The organism is Kitasatospora sp. NPDC085879 (assembly GCF_040686255.1).
In the GTDB taxonomy this organism is placed as follows: domain Bacteria; phylum Actinomycetota; class Actinomycetes; order Streptomycetales; family Streptomycetaceae; genus Kitasatospora.
Window position 1 is genome coordinate 45553 of record NZ_JBFBJZ010000008.1, and the last position, 13484, is coordinate 59036.

The 13484-nt window shown below is 74.9% G+C and carries 10 protein-coding genes and 1 pseudogene; all 11 read right to left on the bottom strand.

The annotated features are described in order from the left end of the window. Positions 1-64: 64 nt before the first annotated feature. A complete protein-coding gene (locus tag AB0P35_RS08650; protein ID WP_363508239.1) occupies positions 65-1990 on the bottom strand; it encodes a cellulase family glycosylhydrolase in 1926 nt (641 codons plus the stop codon). A 135-nt stretch (positions 1991-2125) separates the two neighbouring features. Beyond that, complete coding sequence (locus AB0P35_RS08655) at positions 2126-3340, bottom strand: serine hydrolase domain-containing protein (protein WP_363508242.1); 1215 nt, start codon at positions 3338-3340, stop codon at positions 2126-2128. Between the two features lie 309 nt (positions 3341-3649). Continuing rightward, on the bottom strand, positions 3650-4066 hold the full coding sequence (locus AB0P35_RS08660; protein ID WP_363508245.1) for a hypothetical protein: 417 nt from the start codon (positions 4064-4066) through the stop codon (positions 3650-3652). Positions 4067-4237: 171 nt separating this feature from the next. Then, complete coding sequence (locus AB0P35_RS08665) at positions 4238-6211, bottom strand: acyl-CoA dehydrogenase family protein (RefSeq protein WP_363508248.1); 1974 nt, start codon at positions 6209-6211, stop codon at positions 4238-4240. 46 nt (positions 6212-6257) lie between these two features. After that, on the bottom strand, positions 6258-7616 hold the full coding sequence (locus tag AB0P35_RS08670) for a non-ribosomal peptide synthetase (protein WP_363508251.1): 1359 nt from the start codon (positions 7614-7616) through the stop codon (positions 6258-6260). 76 nt (positions 7617-7692) lie between these two features. Continuing rightward, positions 7693-9408 (bottom strand): annotated as a pseudogene (locus tag AB0P35_RS08675) (condensation domain-containing protein); the annotation flags it as partial. Continuing rightward, on the bottom strand, positions 9405-10523 hold the full coding sequence (locus tag AB0P35_RS08680; RefSeq protein WP_363508253.1) for a M20/M25/M40 family metallo-hydrolase: 1119 nt from the start codon (positions 10521-10523) through the stop codon (positions 9405-9407). The gene AB0P35_RS08680 and the pseudogene AB0P35_RS08675, both read right to left, overlap by 4 nt. Next, a complete protein-coding gene (locus tag AB0P35_RS08685; protein WP_363508256.1) occupies positions 10520-11371 on the bottom strand; it encodes a [LysW]-aminoadipate kinase in 852 nt (283 codons plus the stop codon). Before AB0P35_RS08685 ends, AB0P35_RS08680 begins: the two co-directional genes overlap by 4 nt. A gap of 32 nt (positions 11372-11403) precedes the next feature. Next, a complete protein-coding gene (gene argC / locus AB0P35_RS08690) occupies positions 11404-12435 on the bottom strand; it encodes an N-acetyl-gamma-glutamyl-phosphate reductase (protein WP_363508259.1) in 1032 nt (343 codons plus the stop codon). After that, positions 12432-13301, bottom strand: coding sequence for a lysine biosynthesis protein LysX (gene lysX, locus AB0P35_RS08695; protein ID WP_363508262.1), 870 nt, complete (start codon positions 13299-13301; stop codon positions 12432-12434). Before lysX ends, argC begins: the two co-directional genes overlap by 4 nt. Further along, on the bottom strand, positions 13298-13477 hold the full coding sequence (locus tag AB0P35_RS08700) for a lysine biosynthesis protein LysW (protein ID WP_095876067.1): 180 nt from the start codon (positions 13475-13477) through the stop codon (positions 13298-13300). The genes lysX and AB0P35_RS08700 overlap by 4 nt, the downstream gene beginning before the upstream one ends. Positions 13478-13484: the final 7 nt, after the last annotated feature.

The window sequence follows — 13484 nt, forward strand, 5'->3', positions numbered from 1 at the left end:
ACGCCCGGGCAGTCGGCACCCCGCCCGGCCGGTGTCGAGGGCCGGCCCGGCGGGGTGCCGCGGTTCAGGACAGCGGGCGGCAGAGCAGTGCGTCGGGGGTGCCGGAGGAGCCGACGCGGGTGGTGAAGGCGATGCCGGCGGCGTACTCGCCGGAGGTGCACTGGCCCTTGTAGGCGCCGTAGGCGAATTCACCGCCGGGTGCGCCGGCCGGGCGGTTGTCGCCGCGGTCGAACCAGACCGTCCGGGTGCCGGTGCCGAGCGGGCGGCGGGCCCGGGCGCAGAGGGCGGCGGAGACCCTGGCGCCGCGCACGCTGTAGCCGATCAGGAACTGGCCCTGGGCGCACTGGAGTTTGGTGTACCCGGAGGCCCAGTCGCCGCCCGCCGGGACGTTGCGCTCGTCGCGGACGGTCTCGGCCTCGCCGGTGGCGGCCCGCAGGTCGCCGTCGGTCGCGGTGTCGGTGCACAGGCCGCGGCCGCCGCTGTGGGAGAGGCCGAGGAGGCGTTCGCCGTCGGGGCAGACGGCCTTGCGGGCGCCGTTGTCCCAGTCGCCGGCGGCCCGTACCCGCAGCGACTGGACGGCGTCGGCGTGGTCGGTGGTCAGCATGTGCCAGGCGTCGGCGGCGGGCACCGGCCCGGTGCGGGTGGGTGCGGCGGTGAGGTGGTTCCAGGCGTCGGCGCGCCAGTCGGCGCCGTCCAGCACGCCGGAGCGCGCACCCGTGGCGGTGTACCGGAGCAGGGCCCAACTGTCGCCGCGGCCGGGGTCGTTCCAGCCGACCAGCGGCCAGTAGGCGAAGTCGGCGTCCAGCGCGGCCAGCCGGTCGGTGAGGTTGCCGAACCAGGTCCGCGGGGCGGCCGCGCCCTCGTCCGCGCCGATGCCGAACTCGCTGATCCACACCGGGGCGGTGAAGTGCTGTCCGCTCTCCGTGGCGACGTAGAAGGCCTGTTCGTCGAGGACCCGGTACAGCTCGTCGCGGCCGAGGTCCTGGTAGCGGGCGTCGTGGGTCTCGCCGATGCCGGTGGCGCCGCTGTGGTTCGGGCCGGTGTAGCCGTAGAAGTGGGCGGAGTAGACGAGCTTGTGGGAGGCGACCAGGGTGTGCGAGAGCGTACGGACGGGGGTGAGGGTGGGGCGGCCGTGCGGCAGGCCGTCCGCGGGGATGCCCGTCCAGTTGATGCCTTCGACGACGACCAGCAGGTCGGGGCTGCCCTCGGTGAGGATGCGGTCGCCGGCGTGCTGGGCGGCGGCGTACCAGTCGTGGCCGTCGCCGAGACCCCAGTTGGGGTCGTCGAGGATGTCGCGGCGGACCTCGTTGTACAGGTCGGCGCCGACCACCCGCTTGTTGTCGCGGTACCGCCGGGCCATGAACACCCAGTCGTCCTCCCACTGCGCCGTGGACTGGCTGCTGTTCCACCGCTCGTTGCCGTCCAGGCCGCAGCACCAGCGGGTGGTGTTGGTGTGGTTGTTGAGGATCACCGCGAAGCCGTCCGCGGTGAGTGCCCGGACGACGGCGTCGTAGACCTGCAGCGGGGTGAGTCCGCGCAGCTGCGGGTTGGCGGCGACGGCGGTGTCCGGGACGGGCGCGGTGGCGCGGATCATCTCGTTGGAGAACGGCAGCCGGATGCTGTTGAGGCCGAGGCGGTGGAAGTCGGCGAGCAGTGCGGGAAGTCGGACCCGGTCGAGCCCGATCGGGATGCCGTGGGAGTCCTGGCCGCTGTGATGGTTGGCCGGGTCGGTGATGCTGCCCGATCCGGTCCAGGAGCCCTGTGCGCCGTCCCAGTTGCCGGATCGGAGTTTGAAGCGGGCGCCGGTGGCGTCGACGATGTACCGGCCGCGGGTGGAGAGCGGGGCCGTCCACTCGGCGGCGGGGCCGGCGGCGGCCGCGCCGGAGGTGGCCGCGGTTGCTGCCGGTGGGGCCGCCGCGGCGGCGGGGGCGGCGAGCAGCGCGGCCGGTAGGGCGAGCGTCAGCGCGGTGCGGAGGAGGAGCCGGATCATCGGACCTGCCCGAGGGTCTAGAGTGTCGGATTCATGCCAACGCGGCGTCGACAGAGCCGAGTTACCCAGCGGTAGGAGCGCTGAACCACGTCCGGCCGGCCCCTGTGGCGGGGCCGGCCGGCGAGCGCTCCGCGGTCAGGCGATGACCAGCGGGTTCTCCGGGGCGAGCAGGTCGGAGATGCGTTCGGCGACGATCTGCGCGGTGTTCTCGTCCGGGGCCTCGGGGCCCCTGGTGGTGGACACGGCGATGGCGAGCCGCTCCTGCGGCAGATAGGCCTGGATGGCCGCGTAGCCGGAGAACGACGGGTTCTGCAGCACCCAGTCGTTGATCACGATCACACCCATGCCGAAGTGCTTGGCCTCGGTGTTGACCAGGCAGATGTCCGCCGGACAGGTCGCGGTCGGGCCGCCGAGGCCCACCGTGCCCGGGTCCAGCTGCTCCCGGAAGGCACGGCGGGAGAGCAACTCGCCGCTGCCGATGGCCCGGGCGGAGCGCTCCAGGTCGCAGATGTGCGTGGTGAGGACGGCCCCCGGAGCGGTCGTCCACGAGGGGTTCCAGAAGGTGGACTCCTCGTAGGTGCCGCGCGACGCGGTGAAGGCGTGCTGGACGGGCGCCTCGATCTCCGGGGTGAAGCTGTTGCGGGTGTCCCGGAGCCCGAGCGGTCCCATCACCCGCTCCTCCAGCAGCCGGTCCAGCCGGGTGCCGGTGATCCGCTCCAACGCCGCCCCGAGCAGGACGAAATTCGCGTGCGAGTAGCTCCAGTTGGTGCCCGGCTCGTACCAGAGCGGCTGCGCGGTGGAGATGCCCACCAGCTCCTCCGGCGTCCACTGGCGGAACGGGTCGGCGTCGAGCGCGGCCAGGAAGCCCGGGTCGCGGACGTAGTCGACCAGGCCGGAGGTGGAACTGCCGAGCATCCGCAGGGTGATCTCGTCGCCGTGCGGCAGCTCGGGCAGCCAGCGGGAGACGGGCTCGTCGAGGTCGACCCGGCCCTCCTCGGCGAGCTGCATCAGCACGGTGCCCATGTAGGCGATGCCCACCGACCCGGACCGGAAGTGCATACCGGGCTCGGCGGGGACGCCGGTCATCGACTCCCCCTGGGCGCCGGTGACGATCTCCCGGCCACCCTCGGTGACCTTGAACAGGACGGACTTCAGACCGAGTTCGTCCTTCACCTGGCGGACGATCCGGTCGACCTGGCGGGCCTTGCCGCGCAGCGGCTCCGCGGTGCTGACGCAGGCGTGCGCCTCATGGCCGCCGCCACCGGCGGCGACGGCCGCCCCGGCCGTGGTCTGCAGGGTGGCGGCAAGCAGTGTGGCCGCGCAGAACAGCGCGGTCTGAGTACGGGTCATACCCCACCGTGCGAGCCGACCGTCGGTATCCCGGGCACGACACCCCGACAGCTCCGCCGGACGGCCGGGCCCGCGGTCCCCCGGGAGAGTGGCCGGGCCGCGGAGCTCCCCCGCTCGTCGGGCAGGCGCTCGGCTGCGCCCTGCGGTACTCCGGAAACGGTGTCCGAAGCTCGCGCCGCCGTCCGGGCCACCCGACCGGGCGGCCCGGACGGCTACACCCCGCGGGCATCAAGGACCCGGGCTACCAGTCCTGCCACGCCGTCCGGTTCGGGCACCGGCCCGAGATGACCGAACTGCGTTCCGGGGGTGTCAGGCGCAGGCGAGGTGCCAGGAGTCGTACGTGCCGGAGATGTAGGACCCGTTGTCCTCGAGGCCTGCCCGGAAGTAGAAGCAAGCACCCTCGGCGAAGTCCTTGTTGCCGCTCGACGAAGCGGTCCAGACGTAGCCCGTGTACCCACCGGTGTAGTCGATGGTGTGCTTGGCGTCGGAGGTGCTGGGCGAGCCCAGGGTGGGCGTCGTGTACTGCACGCGGACGCCGCGGCCGTCCTTGCAGTGGTCCATGAAGTAGAAGTTGTCCCCGTAGGAGGCGAAGCCCACATCGCCGCAGCCGTCGGGGTTGGTCGACGACCAGACGCTGATTTCGGCGGCGGAGGCGTTGCCCGATATGCCGACGACCATGGCCACGGCGGCGGCGGATGCCACGGCGATGCGCTTGAACGTAAACACGTCATTCCTCTCGCGAGCACCGAGGGTCGTCGCTGGCGGACGAGTGAGGGCCCCGGCGATCATGGGCCTGCACTATGCCGGAGAGAAGATCGTCGAGCAACTCGGGCGATCACAGGCAATCTTGACGATCCACTACAACCCGGCCGGGCGACGAATCTCCCGGCGGCAGGGTCAGAAGGGCTCCTCACCGCCGTCCTCCGTCAGGCGGGTCAGGCCCGCCTGGTGCCATAGGGCTGCCGGGGTGCCGAGGCGGACGGCTTCGGTGCGGGCCAGGCGGTAGTGGAGGTGGAGCGGGGTGGTGTCGATCAGGCCGCGGACGCCCGCGGTGTGGACGGCGGTGCGGACGGCCTCCAGGGCGGTCTCGGCGGCGGTGGCCAGGGCTTCGGCGGCGACCCGGGTGAGCGTCGCCTCGGGTGCGGCGGAGTCGGCGAGGGCGGCGGCCCGGCGGACGAGGAGTCGGGCCGCCTCGATCCGGGTGAGGTGGCGGGCCAGCGGCAGTGCGACACCCTGCCAGTGGGCCAGCGGGTGGCCGAACTGTTCGCGGCGGTGGCTGAGTTCGACGGCCTCGGCGGTGGCCCCGGCGGCCAGGCCGACGAGGTGGGCGGCGTGGCGGATCCGCCGTCGGGCGCCGGCCGGCCCGGTCGGCGGGCCGCTGGGCGGTGGCAACGGCGTGCCGGCGCAGGCGGTCTCGGCGGCCGCGCCGACCGCGTCCGGGCCGAGCAGGTCGAGGGCGGCGGCGGTGTCCAGGTAGGGGCCGCGCAGGGCGGCCCGGCCGAGTTCCTCGGCGATCACGGTGGCGGCGGCGAGGCCGAGGTCGAGTCCGCCCGCCTCGGCCGGGACCTCGAAGAGGGGTGCGCCGAGTTCGAGGAGGGCCGGCCAGGAGGGGCAGCCGGGTCCGTCCTCGGCGGGCGGCTCGTGGACGCCGGGTCGGGTGCGGTCGGCGACCGCCTGGTTGAGGAGTTTCCGTACGGCCTGCCGGAGTTGGGCCTGCAGCAGGTCGTCGCCCGGGTCGAGGGCGCCGGCCCCGGCGACGACCTGGAGCATCACCTCGGAGGTGCCGGCCGAGAGGGTGAGCCCGGGCGCCTCCCGGTAGGCCGCCTCCAGACCGTCGTCGGTGTCCGTGCCCGGGAGGCCGAGCGCCGCGGCCCAGCCGGCGACGGACTGGGCGAGTTCGCTGGTGTAGTACTTGGCGGCGGCGGAGAGCGGCTCGTCCACCTCCGCGGGGTGTCCGGACCCGCCGTCCTCGGGGACGGCGACCCCGGCGGTGAGGCGGGCGGCGAAGAGGCCGGCGGCGTCCACGGCGGCGCCGTACCGGGCGACCTCCTCGGGCCGGTCGATGCCGTGTGCCAGCACCGCGCGGTACCAGCGTTCGGCTTTGAGTGCGTAGTCCAGGCCGGTGCGTTCGACGGCGAGGGCCTGGGTGAGCAGGGGCCAGCCCTGGTGCTCGGTGCCGACCAGGGCGCCGGCGGGGACGCGGACCCCGCGCAGGTCGATCCGGTGGAACTGCTCGTCGGCGAGACCGGGGATCACGCTGCGGTGCACCCCGTCGGCGGCCAGGTCGACCAGGAAGAGGCTGATCCCGTGGTAGCGGCCGTCGGCGGGGCCGGTGCGGGCGGCGCAGAGGCCGAGGTGGGTACGGTCGCTCTTGAGGCTGAACACCTTCACGCCGTCGAGTCGCCAGCCGTCGCCGTCGTCCCCGGTCTCCCGGACGGCGGTGGTGCGCAGCGCGGCGAGGTCGGAGCCGGTCTCGGGTTCGGTGTAGAGCACGCTGGCGAAGCGCTCGCCGGCGGCGATGGCGGGCAGGTGGGCGGCCTTCTGTTCGGGGGTGCCGGCCATCAGAAGGAACAGGCCGACGATCTGGACGGTGTTGACGTGCAGGGTGTCGGGGATGCCGGCCCGGACGAGTTCCTGGTAGAGGGCGGCGGCCTCGGCGCGACCGAGACCGCCGCCGCCGTACTCGACGGGCCAGTCGGGGGCGAGCAGGCCCTGGCGGCCGAGTTCGCGGTAGAGCGGCCGCTCGTCGGGGTCGGGCCCGTCGGCGGCGCGCCAGGTGTCGAAGGCGGTCTGCACGGCGGGGGTTCGCAGGCGCGCGCGGACGTCCTGGCGGAAGGCGTCGAGCCCGTCGGCGGTGGGCGGCTGGTCCATCTGGTGCTCCTCCGGGGCTCGAACTGCGCTGATGTAGAGAAGAGGGTCAGGTGGTGGGGCCGCCGCCGGCGAGCAGCCGGGCCGCCTCGTCGTCGGACATCCGCTCGATGAGGGTGAGCAGGGCGTCGTCGTCGAGGGCGGTGGCGCGGGCCCGGTCGACCAGCGCGGCGAGGTGTTCGACGGTGGGGCCGCGGAAGAACTCGGCGAGCGGCACCTCGACGCCGAAGCGGTCGCGGATCCGGGCGAGCAGCCGGGTGCTGCGCAGGCTGGTGCCGCCGAGGTCGAAGAAGCTGTCGTGCACGGAGACCGCGGGGGTGCCGAGGACTTCGGCGAACACCTCGGTGGCGAGGATCCGTTCGGTCTCGGTGCGGGGCGGGGTGGCGGGGCCGCCGCGCGGCCGGGCGGCGGGGTCCGGCTCGGGCAGGGCGCGCCGGTCGACCTTGCCGCTGGTGGTGAGGGGCAGCGCGGGCAGGGCGACGTAGTGGGCGGGGAGCATCCAGCCGGGGAGGCGTTCGGCGAGGGCGGCGCGCAGGGCGGCCGGGTCGGCGGGTTCGGCGCCGTCGGCGGGGGCGGTGTAGGCGACGAGGTGGCGTTCGCCGAGCGGGTCGGTCCATACGGCGGCGGCGGCCTGGCCGATGCCGGGGCAGGCGGCCAGCGCGGCCTCGATCTCGCCGAGTTCGATGCGCAGGCCGCGGAGTTTCACCTGCTGGTCGATCCGGCCGAGGAAGGTGATGGCGCCGCCGGGTTCGCGGCGGACGAGGTCGCCGGTGCGGTAGAGGCGGCCGCCGGGGGCGGTGCCGAACGGGTCGGCGAGGATCTTCTGAGCGGTGAGTTCGGGGGCGTTGAGGTAGCCGGGGGTCAACCCGGCGCCACCGATGACGAGTTCGCCGGGCACGCCGTACGGGACGGGCTGCAGGTGCCGGTCGAGGACGTGGGCGACGTGATTGTCCATCGGCAGGCCGATCGGCGGGCTCGCCGTCCAGTGGCCGGCGCACTCCTGGACGATCATGGTGACGGTGCATTCGGTGGGCCCGTAGCCGTTGAAGAAGCGGCGGCCGGGGTTCCAGCGGTTGACGAGTTCGCCGGGGAAGGCCTCGCCGCCGACGAAGACGATCCGCAGGGCGGGCAGCCGCTCGGGCTCCAGCAGCGCCATGACGCTCGGCGGCAGGTCGACCACGGTGACGGCCTGGCGCTCCATCAGTTCCTGCAACCGCTCGGGGTCGAGCCGTTCCTCGTCGGTGGCGAGGCAGAGCCGGGCGCCGGCGAGGAGGGCGGAGAACATTTCGAAGACGGAGACGTCGAAGGCGGTGGAGGCGAAGCCGAGCACCCGGTCGGCCGGGGTGAGGTCGAAGAGCCGGCGGACGGAGTCGGTGAAGGCGACGGCGTTGCGGTGCTCGATCGGCACGCCCTTGGGGGTGCCGGTGGTGCCGGAGGACGGCGGCGATCCGGGCCGGCGGGCTCGCGGCGTCCAGCGGCACATAGGCGGCGCCGCTGCGCAGGACGGCGAGGACGGCGGTGACGAGTTCCTCGCCGCGGGGCAGCAGGAGGGCGACCCGCTCGCCGGGCCGTGCGCCGGCGGCACGCAGCACCTCGGCCAACTCATCGGCGGCTGTGTCGAGTTCGGTGTAGCTGGTGTGACGGCCGGAGACGGTGAGAGCGACGGCGTCGGGGGTGCGGGCGGCCTGGGCGGCGAAGGCGGAGGCGAGGGTGCCGCCGGGGATCGGGCGGCGGGCGCCGTCGTAGGTGCCGCCGGTGAGTTCGAGGGTCTCCTCGGCGGAGAGCAGTGGCAGCCGGGTGGCCTCGGCGCCGGGGTCGGCGAGCAGGCCGTCGAGCAGGGTGCCGTAGTGGTCGGTCATCCGGTCGACGGTCTCCGGGTCGAACAGGGCGGTGGCGTACTCGACGTAGAGTTCCAGGCCGTTCTCGCGTTCGGTGGCGTTCCAGCTCATGTCGAAGCGGGAGGTGCCGGGGTCGACGGCGTACTGATCGACCGTCAGGCCGGGCAGCCGCAGCGGCTGGTCGGCGTTCTGGTAGGTGAAGGCGAGCTGGACGAGCGGCGAGCGGGAGGGGTCGCGGGGCGGGCGGGCGGCGTCCACGATCTGCTCGAAGGGCAGCTCGCCGTGGGCGAAGGAGTCGCGGACGGCGGCGCTGACCCGGGCGAGGACCTCACGGCCGGTCGGCCCGCCGTCGAGGTCGACGCGGAGCGGCAGGGTGTTGACGAAGAATCCGACCAGCTCTTCGACCTCGACCCGGCCGCGGTTGGCGGTCGGCGAGCCGGCCACCAGGTCGTGCTGGCCGCTGTACCGCTGGAGCAGCAGGAAGAAGGCTGCGAGCAGCACCGTGTACGGGGTGACGCCCTCGGACCGGGCGAGGTCGCGGACCCGGGGCGCGAGGGCGGCGGGCAGCAGCCGGCTGCGGTGGGCACCCTCGTACCGGACTTCGGGCGGGCGCTGCCGGTCGGTGGGCAGGTCGACGGCGGGCAGGCCGGCGAGCCGCTCGCGCCAGAAGGCGGTGAGCCGGGCGAGTTCGGGCCCGGCGAGGCGTTCGCGCTGCCAGAGGGTGTGGTCGGCGTACTGGACGGGTGGCGGGGCGATCGCGGTTCCGGCGTATCCGGCGGCGAGTTCGCGGGCGACGACGCCGAGCGACCAGCCGTCGCAGACGATGTGGTGCACGGCGAGGACCAGCAGGTGGCGTTCGGGCTCCAGACGGAGCAGGGCAGCGCGCCAGAGCGGCCCGGCCTCCAGGTCGAAGGGGCGGCGGGCGAACTCCTCGGCCCATGTCTCCGCCCAGGCCGCGCGCCCGTCCTCGTCGACGCCCTCGGCGGGCAGCGGTGCCAGGTCGACGGGCCGGTGCTCGGCGATCTCCTGGACGGGCCCGTCGGCGGTCTCCCGGACGCGGGTGCGCAGCGCCTCGTGACGGTCCACCACGCCGGCCAGGGCGCGGGTGAGGGCCTCGGTGTCGAGCGGCCCGTCGAGCCGGTAGGCGGTGGTGACGTTGTAGGTCGCCTGACCGGGGGCGAGCCGGTCGAGGAACCAGAGCGGCGCCTGGGCGAAGGAGAGCGGCACCGGTCGGTCGCGGTCCGCGCGGGGGCGCAGTTCGGCCTCGGGGCGGGCGCCCGCGGCGGCGCCGCGCAGTTGGGCGAGGAAGGCGGCCCGCCGTTCGCCGGGGAGCTTGGCGAGGCGGTTGATCAGCTCACTCATCGCAGGACGCCTTCCGGCTGCCGGGCCGCGGTGGCGGCGGGGTGGGTGTCGGGTGCGGCCGCCCGTGGTGGGAGGGCGGCGAGGTGGCGCAGCGCGGTGCGCAGGACGGCGATGCCGCGCAGGTACTCGTCGAGGGCGATGTGCTCGTCGTCGGAGTGGTCGAGGGCGCTGTCGCCGGGGCCGTAGGTGGCCATGGGGACGTCCCAGACCTCGGCGAGGGTGTTCATGTCGGAGGTGCCGGTCTTGCGGGTGGGGCGGGGGGTGCCGCCGGCCGCGCGGACGCCTGCGGTGAGGGCGCGGACGACGGGGTCGGTGCGCGGGGAGAGGACGGCGCCGACGGCGTTGAGCACGTCGAGGGTGCCGCCGTCGGCGCGTTCGCGCAGCGCCTCCGTGAAGGCCGGGATGTCGAAGCCGACCGGGGTGCGGACGCCGATCTCGAGTTCCGCGGCGGCGGCGTCGCCGTGCATGGCGACCAGGGTGGCGCCGGGGGTGCCGAAGGAGGCGTGGCCGGCGTCGGGGCCGAGCAGGTCTAGCAGGTGCTGCCAGAAGGCGGCGGCGACCTCGGTGGCCTTCGGTTCGGGGTTGCTGGGGTGCGTGGCGGCGCGAGTGACCCGGTAGCGCAGGTCGAGTTTGCCCTTGTAGCCGAGGACGACGCCCTGCCAGCCGCCGGGTTCGCCGACGATCAGCCCGTCGGGGGCGGGCCGGGTGCGGCCGAGGTGGACGGCACCGCGGGAGCGCGGCGTCTCCTCCTCGACGACCCCGGCGACCACCAGTCGGCCGGGGAAGTCGGCCTCGGCGGCGACCGCGCTGATCATGGCGGCGAGCGGGCCCTTGGCGTCGACCGCGCCGCGGCCGGTGAGCAGGCCGCCGCTGCGGCGGACCGGCAGGTCGCCGGGGACGGTGTCGAGGTGGCCGACCAGCATCACGGTCGGGCCGGGCCGGGGCGCGGTCTCGCCGATGACGTTGCCGGCGGCGTCGATGCTCGCGGTGAGTCCGGCCGCGCGCATCCGGGCGGCGAGGTGGACGGCGAGCCGGTGCTCCTCGCCGGAGGGCGAGGGGATGGCGAGCATGGACTCCAGCAGGTCGACGGCCGCGTCGGCGGCGTCGGGGGTCATACGGCACCTGCCGGTGCGGCGGGGACGGGGCCGGCCAGCGCGATGTCGGTGCCCGCGCCGTCGAGGGCGCGGGCGAGGGCGCCGGGGGTGCGGCCGTCGGCGACGGTGACCCGGGCGACCCCGGCGAGCAGTGCCTCACGCGCGGCGACGAGTTTGAGCGCCATCCCGCCGCGGGCGAACGGGCCGGGCGCGCCCTCGGCGGGCACCTCGCAGCGGCTCAGCAGGCTGCCCGGGTCGCCCGGGTCGGCGAGCACGCCGGGGGCGCCGGTGAGTAGCAGCAGCCGGTCGGCGCCGAGGGCACCGGCGACGGCGGCGGCCGCGCGGTCGGCGTCCACGTTGACCGGACGGCCGTCCTCGGCGGCGGCCGGTGGGGAGACCACGGGGACGAAGCCGGCGTCGAGCAGGGCGGTGAGGACGGCGGTGCGCACCTCGGCGATCCGGCCGCTGTGGTCGTCGCGGACGAGCACGGTGCGGCCGTCGACCACGGCCCGGTGGGCGCGCTTGCGACGGGCCCGGAGCAGTCCGCCGTCCAGGCCGGTGAGGCCGATCGCGGGCACGCCGTGGGCCTGTAGTTCGGCGACCAGCCGCGGCTTGACGGCGCCGGCCAGGGCGAGGGTCACCACCTCCAGCGTGGCGGTGTCGGTGTGCCGGGCGGTGACGCCGTCGGGGGCGGTGAGCCGGCGGTGCGGGACGCCGAGGCGGTCGCCGAGCCGGTCGATCTCGGCGGAGCCGCCGTGCACGAGCACGACCCGCCGCCCGTCCCGGACGAGCGCGGCGGTGTCCGCGCAGATGCCCGCGGCGTCGACCTCGCGGTTGCCGCCGCACTTGACGACGGTGAGGGGTGCCATCGGCGTCCTTTCGCTCGCATGATGACGAATCGTCAGATCGGGTGCAGGCCGGGGAAGGAGAGCCCGAGGCCCTCCGGGCGGCCGGTGCGGATGTTGAGGCACTGCACGGCGTTGCCGGCGCCGCCCTTGACCAGGTTGTCCAGGGCCGCGATCAGCACCAGCCGGCCGGTCTTCTCGTCGTACACGTGGCCGACGTCGCAGAAGTTGGAGCCGAGCAGGATCTTCGGCTCCGGGTAGCGGTAGGTGCCGCGGCGCTGGGCGACGATCCGGACGAAGGGCTCGTCGCGGTACGCCTCCCGGTAGGCCCGCCGGATCGCCAGGTCGTCGACGCCCTCGGCGGCCTCGACCCGGGCGACCACCTGGACGCCGCGCACGGCCTCCACCCCGGTGGCCGTCATCCGGACCTCCAGGCCGGTGAGTTGGGCGATCTCCGCCTCGTGGCGGTGGCCGACGGGGGCGAACACCCGCATGGCACCGCTGCGTTCGGCGTGCAGATTGGCCTCGCCGGCGGTCACCCCGGAGCCGCTGGAGCCGGTCCTGGCGTCCAGTTCGACCCGGCCGGTGACCAGTCCGCGCGCGGTCAGCGGGGCGAGCGCGAGCAGGCCGGCGGCGGCCATGCAGCCGGGGACGCTGATCCGGTCGGCGGTGCGCAGCTCCTCGCGGTACAGCTCGGGAATGCCGGGGGTGAAGGTGCCGAGCAGCTCGGGCACCGGGTGCTCGGCGCCGTAGTAGCGCTCGAAGACGGCGGCGTCGCGCAGCCGGAAGTCCCCGGACAGGTCGATGACGGTCTTCACCCGGTCCGACCAGTCCCGGACGAGTTCGGCGGTCTTCCGGTGCGGGGTGGCGAGCAGCACGGCGTCGTACTCGTGCCGGGCGGCCTCCTCCGGGCCGGTGAAGACCAGGTCGGTGACGGACCGCAGGTTGGGGTGGACGGTGTCGACGCGGCGGCCGGGAAAGCGGGAGGAGACCGCGGCGGCGACCTCGACCTCGGGGTGGCCGACCAGCAGCCGCAGCAGTTCGCCGCCGATGTAGCCGGCGGCGCCGAGGACGGCGACCCGGGTCATCGGGCGGCCTCCCGGAGCAGGTGCTCGGCGATCGCTGCGCCGATGTCGACGCGGTCGCCCGCGGCGGCCTGCAGGCCGGCGAACTCCACGCGGTGGTTGACCTCGATCACGTACAGGCCTCCTCGGGCGTCCTCGACCAGGTCGACCCCGGCGATGCCGGCGCCGACGGCGTCCGCGGCGGCGACGGCGAGCTTGGCGAGGTCGTCGGTGAGCGGGCAGGGTTCGGTGGCGGCGCCGCGGGCGACGTTGGTCCGCCAGTCCGCGGAGCGGCGGTAGATCGCGGCGACCGCGCGGCCGCCGGTCACGGCGACCCGGATGTCGCGGTCCGGCTTGTCGACGTAGGCCTGCAGGTAGACCAGCCGGCCGGCCGGCGAGGGCATCGCCTCGCAGTACTCGAAGAGGCTGCGGGCGGTGTCGCGGTCGCGCAGCAGGGCGACCCGGCGGCCCCAGGAGCCGGTGAGCGGTTTGAGCACGACGGGGTAGCCCAGCTCCTCGGCGGCGGTCTCGGCGGCCTCCGGGGTGAGGGCGAGCGCGGTGCGCGGGGTCGGCACGCCGGCCCGGCGCAGCGCCACCGAGGTGCGCCACTTGTCGCCGCAGGTCTCGGTCGCGGCGGCGCTGTTGAGCACGCGGGCGCCGGTGGCCTCCAGGGCGAGCGCCGCGTACAGCGCCCGGGTGGCGGAGATCTCCCGGTTGAGGACGGCGCCCCACGGCGCCGGGGCGGCATCCAGCTCCCGGTGCAGGGTCCGGGTGTCCAGATGGGTGCAGCTGAGGCCGTGCCGGGCCAGGGCCTCCAGGATCCGCTTCTCCTCGAAGCCGATCCTGGAGGCCAGCAGGGCGATCCGGGGCCTCGGGGAGGCCCCGCTCACTCGCCCCAGTCCTCCTCGACCTCGGGCGCCAGGGCGAGCAGCACCGGGTCGGTCGCGACGACCTCCAACTCGGTACGGCACTCGGCGCATTCGGTGATCTCGGCGAGCAGCGGCGGGGCTGCGAAGGCCACTTCGGCCTCGCAGCCGGGACAGGCGAGGACGTCGGTCGCGGGCATCGGTCTT